At 56.2% G+C, this 19463-nt stretch carries 17 protein-coding genes and 1 tRNA gene; 2 read left to right on the top strand and 16 right to left on the bottom strand.

Features of this window, described 5'->3' with window-relative positions:
* Window positions 1-118: 118 nt before the first annotated feature.
* Both AEYBE204_RS38655 and AEYBE204_RS38660 read left to right on the top strand, forming a co-directional pair.
* Window positions 119-637, top strand: coding sequence for a DUF4142 domain-containing protein (locus tag AEYBE204_RS38655; RefSeq protein WP_162148421.1), 519 nt, complete (start codon window positions 119-121; stop codon window positions 635-637).
* 167 nt (window positions 638-804) lie between these two features.
* Window positions 805-1350: a glutathione peroxidase gene (locus tag AEYBE204_RS38660; RefSeq protein WP_023464042.1), complete on the top strand. Its 546-nt coding sequence runs from the start codon at window positions 805-807 to the stop codon at window positions 1348-1350.
* Here AEYBE204_RS38660 and AEYBE204_RS40140 read toward each other — a convergent pair.
* From AEYBE204_RS40140 to AEYBE204_RS38720, 16 genes are all read right to left on the bottom strand, one after another.
* Window positions 1347-1730, bottom strand: a complete 384-nt coding sequence (locus tag AEYBE204_RS40140) for a helix-turn-helix domain-containing protein (RefSeq protein ID WP_023464043.1) — start codon at window positions 1728-1730, stop codon at window positions 1347-1349. The two genes, AEYBE204_RS38660 and AEYBE204_RS40140, sit on opposite strands and share 4 nt — an antisense overlap.
* An 83-nt stretch (window positions 1731-1813) precedes the next feature.
* Complete coding sequence (locus tag AEYBE204_RS38665; RefSeq protein WP_081724762.1) at window positions 1814-2452, bottom strand: helix-turn-helix domain-containing protein; 639 nt, start codon at window positions 2450-2452, stop codon at window positions 1814-1816.
* A gap of 102 nt (window positions 2453-2554) precedes the next feature.
* Window positions 2555-3640 (bottom strand): hypothetical protein, encoded by a 1086-nt coding sequence (locus AEYBE204_RS38670; RefSeq protein ID WP_023464045.1) that lies wholly within the window; start codon window positions 3638-3640, stop codon window positions 2555-2557.
* Between the two features lie 20 nt (window positions 3641-3660).
* Window positions 3661-4092: a hypothetical protein gene (locus AEYBE204_RS40515; RefSeq protein WP_023464046.1), complete on the bottom strand. Its 432-nt coding sequence runs from the start codon at window positions 4090-4092 to the stop codon at window positions 3661-3663.
* Between the two features lie 303 nt (window positions 4093-4395).
* Window positions 4396-5049 carry a hypothetical protein gene (locus AEYBE204_RS38675; protein ID WP_155908513.1) on the bottom strand — a complete coding sequence of 218 codons (654 nt, stop codon included), beginning with the start codon at window positions 5047-5049 and terminating at the stop codon, window positions 4396-4398.
* Window positions 5050-5067: 18 nt separating this feature from the next.
* Entirely contained in the window at window positions 5068-5679 is a 612-nt protein-coding gene (locus AEYBE204_RS38680) for a TIGR02466 family protein (RefSeq protein WP_023464048.1), read from the bottom strand.
* A 48-nt stretch (window positions 5680-5727) separates the two neighbouring features.
* A complete protein-coding gene (locus AEYBE204_RS38685) occupies window positions 5728-6360 on the bottom strand; it encodes a TIGR02466 family protein (protein WP_023464049.1) in 633 nt (210 codons plus the stop codon).
* A gap of 117 nt (window positions 6361-6477) precedes the next feature.
* Window positions 6478-7305 carry a rhamnogalacturonan acetylesterase gene (locus AEYBE204_RS38690; protein WP_023464050.1) on the bottom strand — a complete coding sequence of 276 codons (828 nt, stop codon included), beginning with the start codon at window positions 7303-7305 and terminating at the stop codon, window positions 6478-6480.
* Window positions 7306-7369: 64 nt separating this feature from the next.
* On the bottom strand, window positions 7370-8377 hold the full coding sequence (locus AEYBE204_RS38695) for a pectinesterase family protein (protein WP_023464051.1): 1008 nt from the start codon (window positions 8375-8377) through the stop codon (window positions 7370-7372).
* Window positions 8378-8625: 248 nt separating this feature from the next.
* Window positions 8626-12273: a TonB-dependent receptor gene (locus tag AEYBE204_RS38700; RefSeq protein WP_023464052.1), complete on the bottom strand. Its 3648-nt coding sequence runs from the start codon at window positions 12271-12273 to the stop codon at window positions 8626-8628.
* Window positions 12274-12402: 129 nt separating this feature from the next.
* The gene (locus AEYBE204_RS0120885) at window positions 12403-13275 is read right to left on the bottom strand and encodes a rhamnogalacturonan acetylesterase (RefSeq protein WP_031231604.1); all 873 of its coding nucleotides are present in this window, start codon (window positions 13273-13275) and stop codon (window positions 12403-12405) included.
* Between the two features lie 984 nt (window positions 13276-14259).
* The gene (locus AEYBE204_RS38705; RefSeq protein WP_081724765.1) at window positions 14260-17388 is read right to left on the bottom strand and encodes a TonB-dependent receptor; all 3129 of its coding nucleotides are present in this window, start codon (window positions 17386-17388) and stop codon (window positions 14260-14262) included.
* 93 nt (window positions 17389-17481) lie between these two features.
* A complete protein-coding gene (locus AEYBE204_RS39770) occupies window positions 17482-18438 on the bottom strand; it encodes a FecR family protein (protein WP_023464055.1) in 957 nt (318 codons plus the stop codon).
* Entirely contained in the window at window positions 18435-18911 is a 477-nt protein-coding gene (locus AEYBE204_RS38715) for an RNA polymerase sigma factor (protein ID WP_031231608.1), read from the bottom strand. The genes AEYBE204_RS39770 and AEYBE204_RS38715 overlap by 4 nt, the downstream gene beginning before the upstream one ends.
* A 56-nt stretch (window positions 18912-18967) precedes the next feature.
* Entirely contained in the window at window positions 18968-19186 is a 219-nt protein-coding gene (locus tag AEYBE204_RS40145; protein WP_023464057.1) for a DUF4880 domain-containing protein, read from the bottom strand.
* A gap of 182 nt (window positions 19187-19368) precedes the next feature.
* A tRNA-Met gene (locus AEYBE204_RS38720) sits at window positions 19369-19445 on the bottom strand.
* Between the last annotated feature and the right edge of the window lie 18 nt (window positions 19446-19463).

Here is a 19463-nt window from a genome sequence, read left to right on the forward strand (position 1 = left end):
CTCAGGCCGATACATTAGAAGGGTATATGATGGTTAAACGTTGCGGTCACCGCAGCGCCGGGTCTTTAAAAAGCGAGTCTGACTGTAACCCTTCTTTGAAGGACAAGACCGCATGTATATGTCCCCGCATCGACTCACCGACTTGATTGCCACCGCCATCCCGTTTCCCTCAGGACACCTGTTTCACCGCCGCCTGACGCCTGAGACCTTTGTCAGCGCCGTGTCGCGCCTCAACAGTCTGGCCATTCAGGTCCACCGGACCGCCAGTCTGCGCACGTCGCAGCCGGACATCCACACCTATGCCCGTCAGATGGCCGAGGGTCACATCTGGCTCAATGAGGCTCTGCTGACCGCCTGCGAAGCCAGTGGCACGCAAGGCATGGAATATACGCCCGATGCGCCTCAGCAAAAGCGGTTGGACGAGCTGCAACTGTGCGATGCGGCGGATTTCGATTTCGACTATATACGGCTGCAAAACCAGATCTATCTGGAAATCGTCATCCTGTGTGAGCAGTTCGCTCATAAGCATAGCCATGATCGTCTGGAAATCTACGCCCTGACCATGTGCAACTATCTGCGTTTCCATCTGGAACAATTCGCGCAAGGCGTCCCCGATCGTACGGCGCAGGCCGTTTAATTCTCTGTCTTATAACCTGTTTTCTCAAAAATGGCCGCCATTCCGGGCGGCCCTTTTTTATTGACCCTGCCGCCGTTGCGCTGTTTTTGCTTTGTCGCGCATTGGGTTCCAAAAACCGTTGCACACTTTTTGGAATGCGCTTTATGGTGCCTCAAACGGAGTGCCCCATGAGCGATTTGTACAACATCCCCCTGCGCCGCATCGACGGATCGGACGCCACATTAGCCGACTATAAGGGCAAGGTTCTGCTGATCGTCAATGTCGCCTCCAAATGCGGCCTGACCCCGCAATACGAGGGACTTGAAGCGCTCTATCGCGCCAAGCATGGCGACGGGCTGGAGATTCTCGGTTTCCCGGCCAATGACTTCATGGGGCAGGAACCGGGCACCGAAGAGGAGATCGCCAGCTTCTGTTCAACGAACTTCGACGTCACCTTCCCCCTGTTCGCCAAGATCAGCGTTGCCGGCGATACCAAGCACCCACTGTACAAAGCCCTGACCGAGGCCCGCACGAAAGCCACGGGCGACGAAATCATGCGCGAGAAATTCGCTGGCTATGGCTTCCCGCCCAAACCTGCCGGTGAGGTCCTGTGGAATTTCGAAAAGTTCATCGTCGATCGTAACGGCGAGGTCATCGAGCGTTTTTCGCCGGACGTCACCGCCGACGACATCCGCCTGACCACGACGATCGATCAGGCGTTGAAGACGGCCTAAACCGGCTCGAACGCCCGCGCCGCCGCATGGATCGCCTTGAGCTGTAACGGATTGAGGCGACTCAGATCCCTCAGTAAGTGCGGATTGCGAAAATAGACCCATTGCGCGTCCTCGAACCACGTGCAGACCGCAACCGGTGCCGCGTCCCATTGCGGTGCCGGTAATATATCCACCGGATGGATTTGCATCCGCTCGCAGATATCCATCAGTTTCGAGCAACTGACGCGGTTCGTGCCGCGTTCGTATTTTTGCACCTGCTGAAAGGTGATGCCGATCCCTTCGGCCAGAATCTCCTGCGACCATCCCCGCGCCTTGCGCAGACGGCGGATATTCAATCCCACCTGACGATCCACCGGATGGATGCCCTTGATTGTCCCCATGTCATGCCTCCCTCAGGATAACAACCTGAGGATGAAGCATGCGCGCGGCGAGGTCAATCAAATTTATTCAATAAATGAATAAATCATTCATTTTCCGTTTGCGCGCTGCGAAGCAGGATGGGATACAGTCCTTCGACATCCTGTGCCGCCAGTTTTTCGATGATCTCCACATAGGCGGGTTGGCCGTCGATGTCGCACGCTTCGTAACGCAGGACCTCCACGAATCCGCTCCCCTGACGGACAAACCGGCGGGTAAAGGCGGCCCCGCCGCGCATCTTGATCACGACGCCACCATGACGGCGCGGGAGCCTGGCCACGTCATAAAGGACGACCTCGCCGGCATAGACATAGGGCGCCATGTCGTCGGTCGGGATGCGCATGAAGCGAGAATTGGGCGTGATCCATTGCGCGACCGATGCCTTTATCTCCCCCCCGGTCTCAGACACGCCCTCCGACGTCTTGGGCGCGTCCCCGCCGGGAAAAGCGCCGTCATGGGACAGAAGCGCCACCTCGGCTTCGAGTTGTTGTTCCGTAAACCCAAGTCCGTCCAATACCTTGCGTCTGACGCTCAGGCGTTCGTAAAAGGCGAGGCTGTCGCCACTTTCATACCGCCCCCAGGTAGGCTGGGACGTGCCGACGGCTTTGGCGGCCTGATCCTGCGACAGACGCGCCCGCAACCTAAGATGCGCCAATGCCTGACCATATAAAACCGCGTTGCTCACATCCCCTCCGACCGAGTCCTGTCAGGGCAAGCATACGTGTTTCTGTCGATGTGAGGAAGCCGTATCCGGAACCTTACGAGCCAGCAAAGTAACAGGGCCTTGTCAGCGGCGACTCAATTCACCGTAATCAATGCTTTCTATGATACCGAGAGCCACCTTGCTTGCGTTTCGAACGGCTATCAGGCGAGTTTGTCCGCCGTCGTCGGTATTGCCCTTCACTTCGCAAAGATCGGAAATGCCCCTCACGACGATACCGCCCAGCAGGTTTTTCACGCCGCCTTCTGACGGTTGCTTCGAACGCAAAGTTTCGACCGCCCGCAGGACGCCATAGCTTTCCATATCGACCGCCAGTATGCGTCCTTCTTTCCAGGCTATGCGATCGATCTCACCGGTCTGGCGGTGCAAATCGAAATCCCGGTCCCCGTCCTTGGCCACCAGATAATCCCGGAACTCGGCGCTGTCGACGACCTGAGAATTGGCCAGCAGCCACCCGCAATGCAGTTTCGGGACCGATCGCGCCTTGAACTCCTGCCGATAGCTTTGTGGCACCGAGGTTTCGGCGACCCGTTCCATCGCTGCCATGCTCGCCGACAAGGCGCTTTCACCGTCGGCAACAATCATCCGGGTTCCTGCCGATTCCACGAAACGACGCTCATACCTGAAGAAGGACTGATCCATGAACTTGTCGCGGCTATCCACGACATAACGCCCGGTGTCTTCGGTATCGGTATCGAAGCGATACTTCGCCTTCCCATCCTTCAGGATCGCCCGCGAGTCCGCAACCTTGTCGCTTGTGTAGAGTTTCGCCTGGGTCGATACGACTACATCGCCCAACTGCACCTCGTCGGGACGCAATGAACCCGCCAGCCCAACCAATATAACCAGATCCGGCTGCACGGTGGCGATGCCCGCTGTCGTTCCGAGCGTAGCCTCGATATTCCCCATCGCTTCGAGCGTATGCACGACGATGCGCACATGTCCCGTGTCGGCTTTATAAATACATTTATAGCGCTCGTGTACCGAGGGCGGGACTTCGATCCATTTCGGATCACGCCCTGCCGCTTTGTCCGACTTCACATGATCGGAAATAAGTTCATGAAAATACTTGTTTTCTTCTTTTAGTGCGATAACAATAAGAATTGTAGCCCGCATGGCCATGCCGTGGGCCACAGTCTTCTTTCGCGCCATGCCTATTGCTCTTTCCCCGATTAGTGCGCGCGTACGGAACGTCCGCCAATATTTGCGGAAACACCCGTCACACTATACAAATCCCTCTGACTCCAAAGCCGTGACAAGGCCGTAACCACAGACTCATTGTCGATAAGATCGGGAAGACTGTAACGAACCGTTACGCAACCGACAACTATATCGTGTATTTCTATGGCTTCCATCAGAGACTGTTCCAGCAGACTCTTTACGCGGAGCAGCTCACTTCCCACGTCGAATTTGCCGTTGATGACTTTCTGATCGTGGTTTGAGGAATCGGGCCAAGAAATATCAAATACTACGCGAATGTAATTGCCCAGAGGTTGACGTTTTCCGTCATGGTTCACGGCCTCATATATGCGATTGGCGTAGCGATGCTCACCCTCGATAAGGCCCCTGATGAATGCGTTGCGATCTTTACGGACAGGTTCCACTACCCACTCCAGCGTTCATTCGCGCACAGATAGCATCCCGATTCGAGCCAGATGCCTAGCCTGAACCCGCAGAACGCCACAAACAGGTCTGATATAGTTTTGGACCACTCAGTACACTCAGCATTGCAGAAAGCTTTGTCAGTACCCAGAGCTTTCGCCATTGAGGCGAAAGCAAATAACGGTATCATTCGGCGCACCGCAGGAGTCCGATATTGTAAACTTACAGGGATAAATGTTCGATTGGGTTGCGGTGAGTAACCGCCCCTTGCCGACACTCGAAATGATAATCGAGACGCCCTGCATTTACCCCTCAACCTGATCTACAAGACCAAATGAACCGTCTGAAAACCTAGACTTGATTCGCCTTAACAATTGATAAATTTCACTATGCTCTTGCTGGTTGCCGTATTTGGCCTGATTCATAGGCACGACGATTTTATAAAATATATTCAATCCTTGGAAATTGCAGAGCATGCGCGCCAGTTTCTGATTGATCAAACGGTTGCGACGCATTTCAGCAATGTTGACGAAATAGCGGTTAACGAGCCGACGAGCCTGATCCAGGCGAAGCCCTTCAGGCGTACCCTGACGAAATTCCTGAATGAAGTGATGGGCAAAATCATCCGGTTTCGACATTTTCAACCGGTACAGCACCAGCAAGGCTTCATGCATTCGCAGGGTGTTATAGCGAGCCGTAAACTGAAGATAGAAGTCCGCCTCGGTTGTGTTGTTTTGCCTGCGAAGGGCAATCAACCCGAGGAAGAAAGCCGAAATCGCGGCAAAAACGCTCGCAAAGACATTAACGCCGTCCAACCACGGATCAAACACTTTCAACCAGCTTGACCAGTCCATGCACGCGCCCCCCTTTGCGAGCCGACAAGGAAACCAAAGAAAACGATCCACAGCAATCCCCACGCACATTTTGGGGTAAGAGCTGTCACCATATTGTCGCAGCATATGCCTGATCCCGCTTTATCAAGTCTCGATATCGAGGTTGAACCCGATCGAGACGCGTGGGCCCGTCCCCATATGCGTCGTTTCCTCCTGACGCAACCAGCTTTCCCAAAGCAAAAGCGTACCGCGTTGCGGAATAACGGGGATAAAGGTCTGGCGATATAGCCGGGCGCTGGGGAGACGTGGGGGTGCGTGCATCATAACCCCCAGACGAGGGTCTTCGAACCTCAGCTTTCCGGACGCTTCGGGTACGCTGGTGTAGAGTGTGCCCGAAAGAACGCTATGGGTATGGAGATGGCTCGACTGCGCGCCGTTCGGTTCGAGCAGGTTGATCCATAGACGCTTCACCCGCAGTTTCCGACCGCCCAGTTCCAACTGGGTCCGGTCGGCATAGAGGGCCGCCTGATAGTCCAGAGTCGTTTTCAGTTCGGCGAAAACCTCATCGGCATCGGCCAGGTCCGGAAGGGAGTTAAAGGACGTGTAACCGAGGTGTCCGTTAAGTTTCGACCACTGCCGTCCTTCTTGGTCTTCAACGGCAATCCGGCGGCAACTCCTGTCCAGTCGCGTGACAAGACTATCGGCTGACGTCCCCGCCAGTTCGGCCTTGTAAATCTCCGTCACGAAGGCCGGCATGAGCGATCCTGAGGCAGGTATGTCCTTCATTGTCACGGTTCGCCGTTCTTACATATCCAGATTGAAACTGATCGAGAGACGCTTTCCGTTGCCCGTATTGACGCCGACCTGATGGCGCAGCCAGCTTTCCCAAAGCAAAAGCGTCCCTCGCTTTGGCGTTACGCTGATAAAGGTCTTGCGAAACAGTTCGGCATCGGCCCGACGCGGCGGGGCGTGCATCAGGAAGGGTTGACGCGGATCTTCGAGGTCCAGATCGCCCGAACCCGGCGGCGTCTCAAGATAAATCGTGCCGGAAAAGGCATTCAAAGGGTGATTGTGTCCGGTATGCCCCCCGCCGGGATCGAGAATATTGATCCACATATTATAGAGCTTCGGCACCTTTCCCTGCAAATCGAGTTCAAGACAACGCGCGTAAGTAAGAGTCTGATTTTCAATCAGTTGCCTGAGCTCCACGAATGCCGGATCAATGACCGTCAGATCCAGAATCGATCCGTAGGACGTGTAGCCCTGATAGGTCTTGGCCTTCGACCAGGCCTGTCCGGCCACGTCCTCGGCGGCCAGACGGTGGCAGGCGGCGGCAAGACGCGTCAGCAACGGGTCGACAGAGGTTCCGGCGAGATCGATACGGTATGTCTCCGTAACGAAGACTTGCAACAGCGAACCCGCTGGGGTTTCCCTCATTTCATTCCCTCAAAGCCTTTTATAGGTGTAAGGCAAAAAACCGCAAAGCCTCAGGGCGCAATATACCTCACTATCGGCGACATGCCGGCAAATTGCGCTGCCTATTGCCTCGACGCCTTACGGCGTGACGACCAATAGCGGCCGCATATCGGGGACCGCAGCCGCCAGTTCGCGCGCCACCATGTCGGCAAAGTAGTCCGAGCCTTCGCGGCCCAAATGCGTGTCGTCGAAGGACAGCTTAGGCACCACCGTCGGGACAGGTTCACCGTCCTTCTTCTGAGGCTGAACCTTGCCGGTCGGCTCTGAGCCGCGCGGCAATTGCGCAAAACGATCCGCAGCCTCTTGCCCCATCGCCTGCACTGCTCTGGCACTGTCGGCATTGAGGTCGATCACAGGCACCTGCATTTCAGCCGCAATACGCCGAACGGCCTCCGCCCAGGGTGCGAGCGAATTCACGTGCTTCGTACCATCAAAGGCGCGACGCGTCAGGGGCGTTACGAGGACGGGTATGGCGCCCGCAGCTCTGGCGTCACGCACATATTGGCGGATGTATTCAGGAAACTCGGTTTCCAGATTCGTCGTGCGATCCGTGCCCGGCTGGTCGTTGTGACCGAACTGAATAAGCACCCACACCTTGCTGTATCCGGGAGTTCGCATTTCGTTGAGGGCGATATCCCACGACCCCTCCTGTATATAGGTTCGCGAACTGCGGCCCCCGCGCGCCAGATTCACGCAATTGGCAAACGAACTGACGTGATAGCCGCAGAAGCTGGGCCCCCAACCGCCGATCACCGCCGTGGTTGAGTCGCCAACGAGGATGATTTTTGACGGATTGATTTTCTTTACCGCAGGCTTGGAGGGGGGCGTAACAACGGGTTCAGGCGTCTGCGCCAACGCGACCAGAGGCCAGAGAACCACAGCGGCGGCAAGATATTTGAGTTTCATGAGAGCGCTCCTGTAGAGTTTGCGGAGAGACATCCGCACTGTTTTTGATTATTAGATGCCCAACCTATGCAGGCTCAGGTGACCACGTCCCGAGTAGATTCTGACGCGAAAGCGCCACGGCCTCAGCGGGTGTCAGGGTCTGGCCTCGACGAGGACCGCGGGCACCGGGTCCGGTGTTACGGTATTCGCGAAAGCGCGCCTCTTCGGGCTCGAACCATGTCTTCGGATTGCCATCGGGCCCGGTGTACCACATGCGCGTCCACCCCAAAGGCGAGACGTGTCGCCCCATGTGACAGTCAAGATAGGCCGCCATGCCGACCGAGCGCGGATCGCCCATCCGCCTGCCATTGACGGTGGTCGACGACCGCCACGGTCGCCCCAGAAATACGCTGCCGTCGGGCACCCCAACATCGGCCGTCAGCCGGCATCTGGAAAACACCAGACCCGCCGGCTGGTCGATCAAGGTGCTCGGCGCGGCGATATAGCCTTCCACCGGATCAAGCCTCGGCCTCGACCGGATGTCGCAGCGCTCGAACAGAGCAATGGCCCCGCCAAAGATGAAGTCGTAGCTGCCTGCGATCCGGCACCGTTCAAACAGCGCGCGCCCTTCGGCGCAATAAAGCGTGTCCTGATGACTAAGAATGTGGCAATGGCGCACAATGGTCCGGTCGCTGCCGCGTCCCAGCGACAGCGCGATGGCCTGCTGGCTGCCGCCGTCATCGGCCCGCAAACCACCCGGGCGACGCATCTCGGCAGGCGCATCGAAAGCATTCTCGATGGTCAGATTTTCCATTCTGAACCCCGGCGCCAGAACGTTCAGCGTGGCGGTTCGGAAGGTACCGTAGGGCTTGCCGTCCGGTGCCAGTTTCCCGGCATAGGCGTCGTTGGTGAGGACCGTTTTTCCGACACCGGCTCCGAATATCTCGATATTGGCGCGACGGATCGTCGTTTGCCCGGCAAAGGTTCCGGCCCTGATTTCAATGCGATAGGGCGCTGTGGCCGATGGCGGCGCGGCATCGATGGCTGCCTGAAGTGTGCCGTAACTACCCGGTTCACCTTTCAGGCTGACCACGGCATCTATGCCAGACGTTCTTGCGGATAATGACAGGGGAAACAGTGCCAGAAAAACGATTGACGCCGTTGTACGCCTTGTAATTTCTACCATTTTTTTTCCTGTATGCCCTTCTGTTCGCTGTCCGGCCCGCTGAGTGTTAGACCATACAAGAGAGGAGGCCTTCTTACGAGAGGCCTCCCCCAAGGGTCGGGAGGTGACAGAGGGATAGATCAGGAGCGGTCTGTCAGGCCGCTCCCAAATGCAGGTTACTGCATCTTATAGACGATACCGACGTTGAAGCGTCGGCCCGCATATACGACGTTCCAGGCCGACTCCGGCGAAGCCTCAAGACCACGCGCCGTGCCGACGCGAACGCTGGCCTGTTTCGTCAGGTTGCGACCCTCCAGGAAGATTTCGATATTCGGGTTCACCTTGTGGGAAATCTTGCCATCGAGATAACCATAGGCGGCGTTGTAATAGGCTTCACCCGGATTGTACGGCAGGGCCGCAAAGCTTTGCGGGTTGTTGCTCGGCCAGGCGTAGGACGGACGACGATCCGACCCACAGTTGGAGATGCACTCCAGGACGTTGGACCTCATCTGATAGGACAGACGCGCACTGGTCTTGCCGTCGTCGTACCACACCGCCAGGTTGCCGAAGTATTCCGGACGACCGGAGTTCCCGAGGTTCGTCCCCGTGATCAGGTCGGTGAACCCGGCCGCGCCCTTAGACGTGTTGGTCGAGTAGTTGAAGTCGATACCGGTATAGCGGAAACGCCACGGCAGGAAGGTCAGGGCCGTCTTGGTCGAGAACTCCCAGCCCGACTGGGTTTCACCCGGCTGGTTGATCCAGGTGCTGTAGGTGAACTGGAAGTCCGACAGCGGACGACCGGTGACCGGATCGACTTCGTCAGAGCCTGCGAACAACACCTGATCCTTGAGCTGAATGCGTAACGGCTTGCCGATTTTGATCTTCTGGCGATAGTAGGCCAGCGACACGAAGGTATCCTTGTTGATGTACCACTCGATCGCCGTGTTGTTTTTCGTCGCCGTGTAAGGCTTCAGATCCGGGTTGCCGAAGTTGGTGCAGTTCTGATCGATATCGGAAATACCCTGATCGGCCGGTGATTCCGTCCGCTCATCGACCGTACAGGCCCCGGCCGGGAACAGGAAGCTGACGCCGGGACGCGACACGGTCTTCGCCCAGTTGTAACGAATGACCAGTTTGTCCGGCACGGCCCACAGAGCGGCGTTGTAGCTGGGGAGCCAGTCGGCATAGGTGCGTTCAACGGCAACCGGCTTGTTGATCGTCGTGGTGGTGACGCGACCGTAGCCGTTCGTCTCGTTCCAGTCCAGGTTCACATTGCCGGTATTGAGGATCTTGCGCGTCGAATTCAGCGAGACGTAGCCGCTGCCCGTAACGGTCGAGAAGACCGCGCGGACGCCGAAATTGCCTTCGAAGGTCATATCGAGCGGCAGCTTCTGCTCGAAATCGAACATATAGTAGGCCGCCGTAACCGTCTCGGCGGATAAATCCGTCGGCTTGGCGTACATATTACCGTCCGAGCCTTTGCAGACCTTCACGCAGTCGAAGTTATAATTAACGGTCGCCGGGGTTAAGGTAATGAACTTCGCCAGATCGAGGCTGTTCCATTCCTTACTTTCCAGACCGCTATAACCGGGGAAGAAGGGCGCACCGTGATTGTCCCAGATGCTTTGTTGAATCAGCGACAATAGCTCAGCCCGGGGCATGGTCTGGGTGCCATGCATCCAGTTGGTCGCCGTGGCGGTCACGGCATTTGTAACATAGCCGTAGACGCAGGCATTGGCCGTCGTCGTAGTGGGCTGGTTCTCACACGCCCGCAGACTGTCCTGATAATCCGAGGTCGGGACACTCACGCCGGGCTTCGGAAGGAAACCAGCCCCTTTCCACACCTGATTGTCGATCGCACGGTACTGTACCCCGGCCTTGAAGCGCTTGAGGACCGGGAAGTTGTCCATCCGGTAGGTCAGGTCGAGCTTGGCCTGGTCTTCCTGAATCGCGGTAATCCGCGGACGCCATCCGAAACCGGTCGTGTCGCTGTACAGGGCCGACTGAGCCGGCGTCGTGCCCGTCGCCGGGTTCAGCGGCATATATTGCGAGATATCATTCGGGTCGAAGGTCGCCGGCAGCTCGACCTTCCACGATCCGTCAGGCGTGGCCGACATTTTCGCGCCATAGAAATAGGCCTTGACGGCGGCGCGCAGGTTGTAGCGGTTATAGTCGGAATTCGTCCGGCTCGCCATGAAATCGATCTGTAGCGGCCCGTTCTTATAGTTGGCACCCGTCTGGATATAGGAGGTGTCGTTGATCTGGGTGTCGAGAATCTGATCGATCAGGTACTCGCCGCGACCCAGCGTCAGGGACGTCACGTGGTGCTTGCCATCCATGGTCACCGACCCCGGCACGACGTTGATCGCCTGACCGAGAACCTGGAAACCGTTATTGGTCGTGACACTGCCGGCGGTGTTATCCAGACCACGCCATGCCGATACCTGGTTTGGGTTATACAGATAGTAGCCGTCGCCCGCGATGATCCGGTCATTTGAATCGAATGGGAAGGTCGTATTGTTGACGAGCGTGTAGCTGTTCTTCCACGTCGGCGTATCGCCTCTGGTGGTCGGTTGGATATCGACATTGCCCTGACTGCGGTTCGAGCGCCATTGCTGCATTTCGCGGTTGGCCTGCTGGTACTTGGCGAACACCGTCAGATGGTCATTGATGCGATAATCGAAACGGATATCCCACGCCAGACGGTCTTCATATTGGCGCTCGATCGCGTCACGCACCTGGCCCGGTGTATAGTCGTTCCATTGGTTGAGGCAGGTGATGCGCTCCCCGATCCGCACATTCTGAGCTTCACGACGGTTGACACCGCTGTTGACCGACGTCGAAATCGCGGCAAGTTGCGCTTCGGTATAGAGCGGGAAGGCCGCCAGACAGTCATCCTTGGTCTTGGCATTGGCCGACTTTGTGACGACTTCGAGCGGCGTATCGGTATTGAACTTGCCGCTGCCGCTCGCCAGATCGTAAGAGGCGATGGGCAGATTGGCCAGCGACCCGCCTACCGTGGCCGGGTTGAACTGAACGGTTTTTTCCGGCGAATTGTCGAAATCGGCCATACGGTAATAGCCTTGGTCGAAGTTATCCATCGAGGTCTGGTGGCTCTCGCCCAGGACCTTGCGGTAGGAGACGTTGAACGTCACACCCAGACGACCATCGAAGAACTTGCGCGATCCGATGATGCCGATATCCGGCACCCACTTCTGGTTCAGCGAGCTACGCTCGGTCCCCAGACGCATCTGGAGGTAAGGCTTCTTGAAATCGAGGCCGGTACGCGTCTGGATCGACACCGTACCGCCCAGACCGCCTTCGGTCTGATCCGCCGTGGCGCCCTTGACGACGTCGACGCTCTTGATCAGATCCGCCGGAAGCTCGCGAAGGTCGGCGGCGCGGCCCGACGGGTTGCCATAGGCCAGATCGAAGCCCGACGGGGCAGCCGACATGCCGTCGAGCTCGACGCGCGTCAGGTCGGCGGTATTGCCGCGCAGGCTGATGGATTCGCCTTCGCCCGTCTCACCGCGCGTGATGCCGACACCGGCGATACGCGACAACGCTTCGTTGATGTTGCGGTCCGGGAACGAACCGACATCTTCGGCGACGATGGAGTCGGTCGCCGTCTTTGCCCGCTTCTTGCGGTCGATGGCGGACTGTTGCGAGGCCCGCACGCCGACGACGACGACCTCCTGAACATTATCTGCCCCTTGCCCGCCGCTCTGCTGCGCGAAAGCACTTCCCGCCGTCAAGGTCGCCAGCACCGAAAGTGCCGTCCCTGCCAGCAGGTATCGCGAATATTTTCTTTGTAAGTTTTGCATATTTCTACCCTGTTTCGTCCTTAGATGACGTTTTATCCGCCCGCTGTCCCCGCAGGTAAGCGTGCAAATTTTCGTTTGGTTTCCTACTTTGCGGTTACAGCCTGCGCCGCGGCGTGAACGCCTTCAGTTTCAAAGCACCAACCCCTTGCGCAGGGCCGGCACCGCATTGGCCAGTTCTTCGGCCACGATTTTGGCAAAGAAATCCGCCCCGACGGGACCGATATGGGTGTAATCGAAGCCCGACTTGACCTGCCCCATCGGCTCGGCGAGGTTACGGCGCTGCTCATCCGTGAGATTAGGTGCCGGAGTCGATGCCGGGATCGTCGTGCCGGACTTCGCGGCGTCACGAACGTGGGCGGGCGGCTCCCCCTGAGCGAATTTCATCGCTTCGACAGCCCCCATGCTCTCGACGGCGGCCCGCGACCGCGCATGCAGGTCGACCAGCGGCACGTTCATCTCTTTGGCAACCTTGCGCGTCGCTTCCGCCCAGGGCTCCAGATCGTTTTCGAGCTTGCCGTCCTTGAACATCCGTCGGGTAAGCGGCGTCACCAGTACGGGAATGCCGCCCGCAGCGCGCGTTTCTTCGACGTATCGACGCAGGTTTTGCGGAAATTCCGTGTCGAGGTCCGTCGAACGGCCAGGTTTTCCGGGCTGATCGTTATGGCCGAACTGGATCAGGACATAGGTTGAATTATAGGCCTCTTTTCCAGACCGCATCTCGGAAAGCGCGATATCCCACGACCCTTCCGAACGGTAATTCAGGCTCGACCGACCCCCACGACCCAGATTTACGCACGAAACGAAGGACGTAACACGGTGCGCACAGAATCCGGGGCCCCACCCCCCCAGTACGGCCGTCGTGGAATCCCCCACGAGTATGATTTTCGCGGCGGATATTTTCCTGACGTCAGCCCGCGCGGCGGCGTCCGTAACCGACAAGGGAACCGCGCCGGAAGCCGCGACAGAGTCCGCCCCAAAGGCAATAAAAGGCCCGCCCGCCATAAGCAGGCCAAGGGTGAGCGCGAAACCTTGCCGAAGAACTTTCAATCCGGAATTCCTTATTGCAATCAAAGAAGAGGCGGACACCCATTGACTCGAAGCGCCCGCCTCAGTTGGTCCAACAGGGAAGATGTTGGATCGTGCGACGAACCGGGGCCCGTCATGGCTGGGAAACTGGGAAACTCAAAAAAATGGCCGGTTGTAGTTGAGGCATAATCAGCCGCAACCGGCCCGCAAGGACGGACGCCTGCCCGTCCCCCGCAGTTGAGAGGCTCGTGAATGTGGAACGATAAGCCACGGCAACCCGCGGCATCAGCGCGAGTGCGACGGCGAGCTTTGATCGGCTAGGTAGACGCCAATGCCGGATGATGGCCCGTCCGCGTCAGGAATTGCGGCCGACCACCCTTTTTGAATTTCAGAACATTCATCCGATAACCCCTGTTTTCGTTTTTAATCGAACGCCGTACCCGCTTCACTGACCAGACACCTGATCAGCAATGCGCGCCGTTCGATGTTGCGATGCTGCAACCCACACCATTATGTTAGCGGTAACTTTCAGACAAAGGCAATAGTATATTTATGTAAAAATTCCCATATATGAAATAATGAGAAAAAACGTTGCCCAAATGAAACACAAAATTCGTCATTTATATTAGTATTTAATGAGAAAAATGCACAAAAATAGACTAGATCAGTTACAATACTGACTAGTTTTGGATATTTATCTATATAAATAAAATCATTAATACTAAAAATGGATCACCAATATCCGGATTCAATTTTCTCATCAAAAACGAAGACAGATATATTTGGTCCTTAGTTAGTAGACACCGCATATGTGGAAATCCGACATGCGCGGGCATTTTTTCGCCACAAATGAATTGGGCTTCGCATAAAGATGGCCGAGCCACCCACAATGCGTTGACCGACACATTACGGTCGGCATAGATCCGGCCCTTACGAAATCGGGTTAAGCCGTCCGGCTAATCAGGGTACGTACCTAAAGCCCAGGCGTATTTGACGGCCGCTATAGCGGGCATCGCCAACCAGATGAGCGTCCGTCTTATCCCAGGTCACGTTTGACTGATTTGTCAGGTTCGTAGCGTCCAGTTCAATCGTCAGATTTCTACGCGCTTTGAACGTGACGCTGGCGTCGATATAGGTGGCGGCTCCAATACCGCCGGCGTCGGCACCGGAGAAGCCTGGAACATTCGTCAGGTACTCATCTCTGTAATTCACCGATATCCGCGCTTCAATTCGCCGCTTCTCATAATAAAAAGTCGCATTGTAAGAAGAGCGGGAGACATCGATCATATCCGCCGAAATCAGTTTCGACGAAACATAGTCGGTCGTCATATATTCCAGCGCACTACGGATATAGGTGTAGTTGATATTCACCCCGAAATCCCGCAGGGCATCGTTCACGACGTACAATCTGTTCTGCCAGTAAATTTCCACGCCGTTCAGATAACCACCGGGGGTATTGATATATTTTGACACCGAAAATTCATCGGTTGGCGCAACGCCGGTGCCTGTCAGATAATCCTCTGATAATCCGGTCTCGCGGAACTGAGCAAAATAGGTTTGGTTCTGGATATAGTTCTGAAAGCGTTTGTGAAACAGATTAAGGGCAAACAGGCCGTCGGTTTCGGTACTATGCTCATAACTGATGTCCAGGCTGGTGGCGCGAATAGGCTCAATATCAGGATTGCCAGAGACAATTTGCCGACGACCTCCGTTGACTTCGATGCTCGTGGCCGTTGCAATACTGGCGATCGGTGGTTTGGCAACGACATGGGCCCACGACATCTTCAACGCCCGGTTTTGGTCCAGATAAAGTTTCAGATTTACCGATGGCAACACATCCTCGTAGCGTCGCGAATAGGCTGCCCATTCGGGTTCAACCGTGCTGTTCGAAAGCGAGCGTGTCAGGAAGAAGCCTGTCGTTTGATGCGTGTTTACCATCCGGACGCCGGCATTCCCGAACAAGGTCAGGTCAAATAAAGAGGCCTTGAAATTCACCTTGAAATAGGCAGCAAACTCGTCTTCCCGCACATCCTGATTGAGACCGCGGGTCGAGGGCGGGGCTGATGACATCTCATTGCGTCCGACGCCTGAATAAAGATCGTAATAGGCAACGAACGCGCCGATATCGGGGACCCGCCAGCACCGTGGCGTTCCGGGCGGCGGATCGACATGGGTAAGGCCGCAAAAATCTTTGGTCAGAGATTGCACTCGCGATCCCGGCACGGCAAAGCCACTTTCGCCTTGGACAAGCCTTTGAGCTGTAGATCGAAATTTGAAGCGATTGTATTCAAGTCCGGCATTGATCTGCACCTCATGAAAAGGGGCATAATTGCCACGCAATTTCCATACGGTGTAAGCGTTATCGACGGCATTCGGGCGCATGCGAATTTCGGGTGCCGCCGCACCGGTACCGCCGGTTTGGAATATTGCGGGTCCGAAATACCAGTTATCAGCGTTGCGGACATCGAAGCCGTAATTGATTTCGGGCCTGTACTGACCATAGGTGCGGGTATCAAAGCTGTAACCGTCCACATTATAGCGATCGATTTGAATCGTCAGGTCGTCCGGATTGTCAAATCGGGAAATTGAGGACGAAAAGACGAGATCGAACCAAAGTTTGGGCGTTACGTTTTCCCGGTAAAGGATAGAGTATCTTGAAAACCGGGTTTCGAAATTATCAATCGCCGTTTCTGAACGGATATCGACATTGTCGAAGGTACCCGCACGAAGCACGCCCCCCGAATCGATGGTGACCGCACGGGGAACCGTTTCAGGCCTGCCGCCTTGCGCCGCGCCGCGACTGAAGCCCACAGCCTCCAAAAAATAATCCGTGCGCCGGGTTGCATACCAGGCGTCGAGCAGGTTCATGGAAATATAGCTTGAGGGACGCGGTCGCCATTGCACGCTGGCGGCCAATCCGGCACGGCTAACCGAGCCCGTCAGGTGAGTATATCGATAAAACCGCGGGATGAGCACGTCAGACCGGTTTATCTGCGTGTAAGCCGCTTGCGCGGGACCATAACCCGCCTCAGCCACGTCACACAGCCCCCCGGTACCCAGCGTAGGGCGGCAAAAACCACCATCGGATGTGGCGACGCTCCATCCACCGCTGTTTACACCCTGTATATCGAGCGGCGCACGGCTATAGGTTCCGGTAATAAGGGCTCCCAAATTGCCGCCCCTCCAGCGGCGGCTATAAAGAAGCGCACCGCCCTGCCCGCTTCGGTGGCTCAGGCTCAGATCGCTCAAATGCGCATTGACGGTTAAAAACCTGTCCGGGAAATCGAAGGGCTTGGGCGTAATGAGATTGATGGTGGCACCGATGGAGGTCGCCGACTGATCCGCTAAAGCGGTTTTTCGAACATCGATGCGCGTGAACAACTCCGATGGAAAGACGCTGAAATCGAAACCGCGACCACGATTTGCACCATAAACGATGCCGTCCGTGCTGGTTTGGGCTTCAAGATCGTTGATCATGACGCGAGTGAATTCTGCCCCCAGCCCGCGCACGGCGACACTGCGTCCCTCACCCGGATCTCGCGCCACAGCCACACCGGAAATGCGCTGAATGGCTTCGGCCAGATTGTTATCCGGAAATCTGAGAACGTCCTCCGTACCGATGCTGTCGAGTACACCTATAAATCCGGTCTTAAGCCCCGCCGATCGGCGCAGACTGCTTTTGTAACCGGTGACGATGACCTCGGTAATCTTGGTATCGGCCTTGCGGGGTTCGATATCCGCATCGACCGATCCCGACCTGACAACGACGTCGGCATTGGGCAGGGGCGGTTCGATCAGATAGGTACCGCCTGACGTTCGGGCAATCCTGAGACCCGTCCCCGACAGGGCTTTGCGAAGCGCATCATCGACACTAAGACGCCCTTTTACAGGGGGTGAAACCCTCCCCTTAACAGTAGCGGGCAGGAAGGTAATATTGACATCAGCCACTCTGGCAATATCCGACAGCGTCGTTTCAAGCGGCTGCCCAGGTAGGTTGAAGTCGTACGATCCGGTTCCCGCAAAGGCCGCACCCGCGACGAGCCACAGGAACAATCCCAGCAGAAATCTTGGCAATGCCTGAGCGCCCATAAGGTCGACGAAGCCCCTGTACCGGGCCGCGTTTTGCGTTACAGCCGGGAAGTGTGTATTCCCGGTTACATTAGCCTCAGTTGGCGGTTACGGCTAGTTACGGATTTCCAGCCCGCTGCCGGTGTCGCGCAGTTGCAGCTTGTTCAGATGAACCACGGATCGCGCAAACTCATGACTGTCCCCGGTACGAAAGGTGCCGGATACGGTCACGCCGCCCGCCCTCTGAGATTTCAAAACAATCGGTTTGCCGGAGTAACGATTCATCTCTGCAATCGCCTGGGGCAGCGGCGTATTCGAGAAAAGTACCTTGCCCTCTTCCCATGCGGTAATGGCCTTAAGCTCCGGTCGGTCTATCGAAACCTTACGGGACGAGGCGATGACGGCACGTTCGCCAGGTTCAAGCACTTTCGTTAAGCCGGGGTCAGATCCGTGGGCCGGGTTAATGCCGACTTTCCCCTTAAGAAGGATGACCGTTGTTTTTTCGCTTTCATTACGCACAATAAAAGACGTTCCGAGCGCTTTAACCGTCCCGTCATCCGTCTCGACGATAAATGGCTTTCGTGGGTCATGCGCGACATCGAAGCGAGCTTCTCCCGACACCAGCTTCAGTTCACGCGTTTTCCAACCTAGTTGCACCTCAATCTTGCTATCGGTATTCAACTTCACGACCGAACCATCGGCCAAGGTTTCCGTGCGAATTTCCCCTCGCCGGGTCTCATAAACCTGAGGCTGGCTCATCCATAGCGCCGCCGCAAGGCCCACGATCGCACAAGCGGCAACGGCCATACCTGAAAACCAGATTCGGTGCGTTGGCGCCCTGAGTCTGGCGGGCGATCGTTGTCGCCGTTGATATGCCTCCGCACCACCCGGCAAATCCGTCCATATAGAGGCCAAATCTTCAAACGCAGCTTCGCCGCCCGGTGTTGTCTTAAGCCACGTATCGAAGGCCGCTTCCATTTCCGGCGTGCGGTCATCGCCGGACAGACGAACGAGCCATACGGCGGCTTCGGCAGTAACAGCTGACTCCTGATGACCGTTATCCAGCTTCATTTATCGACCCATTTCAAAAGTTCAAGTGTGGCCCTCGCTACCTGTTTTTCAACAGCAGCAACGGTCATATCCTCGGCTGCGGCTATGTCCTTGAAACTTTTTCCGTCCAGACGCCGGCTTAAAAGAATACGGCGCGTCTTCTCCGGTAAATGCTCCAAACCTGTGGCAAGCTGCCCAAATCGTTCTTGGGACAATATCATCTCGTCCGCACTCGGCTGGTCGTCGGCCATCGATAATTCATCTTCCATAGGAATGAAAAAAGTTCCGCGCTTTTTGCGACGCTGAAAATTGAAAGCGAGATTTTTGGCAGCTGTTACAAGCAGAGCTTCGGGCGAAAGCACCTTGGCGCCTAGTTCAAACTCACGAACGCGCAAATAGGCATCATGCACGATATCATCTGCATCCTGTGACGCCACACCACTGCGGACGACGGCCCTGCGAGCCTTATTAAGCATTTTATTCAGCGTTGACATTATATCCCAGAGGTTAGCCCTCTACTTAGATTTCGTCTGCGATCCCAATCCGAATCCTACTGATGCAGCTTGTCTCTGGTGCTCTGCGCCGCTTGTGGCAACGACTCCCACATTTGGGTTATACGTTCAAACGCGATTTTATGATTTGGCGAAATGTTCAGCCACCCATGCAGCGCCAAAGCCGTCGCGGGCGCCGGCTCATCACGGATCAACCTGACCAGCCAAGCCGACGCTTCCGCTGCAATACGGATACCATTATCATTTGTTACGGGCATGTCGGCTTCATTCCAATCTAAACGCCATCTCTCAGTAAGTAGACAAATGCGGCGAAGATATCGGACAAAATGGAAAGAGGCATGAAAAGTTGACACCTTAAAAAGAGAACGAAATCCCGCATTCCATAACGCAGAAAGGCCTCCCGAAGGAGGCCTTTAGTGTGTTGTCTTTGTTTGATTAATGGGTGCGGGAGCCAGATTTGAACTGACGACCTTCAGGTTATGAGCCTGACGAGCTACCGGGCTGCTCCATCCCGCGTCATTGAGGTAGTTTGTG

The organism is Asticcacaulis sp. YBE204 (assembly GCF_000495855.1).
In the GTDB taxonomy this organism is placed as follows: domain Bacteria; phylum Pseudomonadota; class Alphaproteobacteria; order Caulobacterales; family Caulobacteraceae; genus Asticcacaulis.

Excerpts from the sequence above, each read along its gene's own strand:
- AEYBE204_RS38660 (WP_023464042.1), top strand. The coding sequence starts at position 805 with ATGAGCGATTTGTACAACATCCCCCTGCGCCGCATCGACGGATCGGAC.
- AEYBE204_RS38680 (WP_023464048.1), bottom strand. The coding sequence starts at position 5,679 with ATGCCGGCCTTCGTGACGGAGATTTACAAGGCCGAACTGGCGGGGACG.
- AEYBE204_RS40140 (WP_023464043.1), bottom strand. The coding sequence starts at position 1,730 with ATGGGGACAATCAAGGGCATCCATCCGGTGGATCGTCAGGTGGGATTG.
- AEYBE204_RS38715 (WP_031231608.1), bottom strand. The coding sequence starts at position 18,911 with ATGTCAACGCTGAATAAAATGCTTAATAAGGCTCGCAGGGCCGTCGTC.
- AEYBE204_RS0120885 (WP_031231604.1), bottom strand. The coding sequence starts at position 13,275 with ATGGCGGGCGGGCCTTTTATTGCCTTTGGGGCGGACTCTGTCGCGGCT.
- AEYBE204_RS38685 (WP_023464049.1), bottom strand. The coding sequence starts at position 6,360 with ATGAGGGAAACCCCAGCGGGTTCGCTGTTGCAAGTCTTCGTTACGGAG.
- AEYBE204_RS38655 (WP_162148421.1), top strand. The coding sequence starts at position 119 with ATGTCCCCGCATCGACTCACCGACTTGATTGCCACCGCCATCCCGTTT.
- AEYBE204_RS38675 (WP_155908513.1), bottom strand. The coding sequence starts at position 5,049 with ATGCTGCGACAATATGGTGACAGCTCTTACCCCAAAATGTGCGTGGGG.
- AEYBE204_RS38690 (WP_023464050.1), bottom strand. The coding sequence starts at position 7,305 with ATGAAACTCAAATATCTTGCCGCCGCTGTGGTTCTCTGGCCTCTGGTC.
- AEYBE204_RS38705 (WP_081724765.1), bottom strand. The coding sequence starts at position 17,388 with ATGGGCGCTCAGGCATTGCCAAGATTTCTGCTGGGATTGTTCCTGTGG.
- AEYBE204_RS38700 (WP_023464052.1), bottom strand. The coding sequence starts at position 12,273 with ATGCAAAACTTACAAAGAAAATATTCGCGATACCTGCTGGCAGGGACG.
- AEYBE204_RS40145 (WP_023464057.1), bottom strand. The coding sequence starts at position 19,186 with ATGCCCGTAACAAATGATAATGGTATCCGTATTGCAGCGGAAGCGTCG.
- AEYBE204_RS39770 (WP_023464055.1), bottom strand. The coding sequence starts at position 18,438 with ATGAAGCTGGATAACGGTCATCAGGAGTCAGCTGTTACTGCCGAAGCC.
- AEYBE204_RS38670 (WP_023464045.1), bottom strand. The coding sequence starts at position 3,640 with ATGGCGCGAAAGAAGACTGTGGCCCACGGCATGGCCATGCGGGCTACA.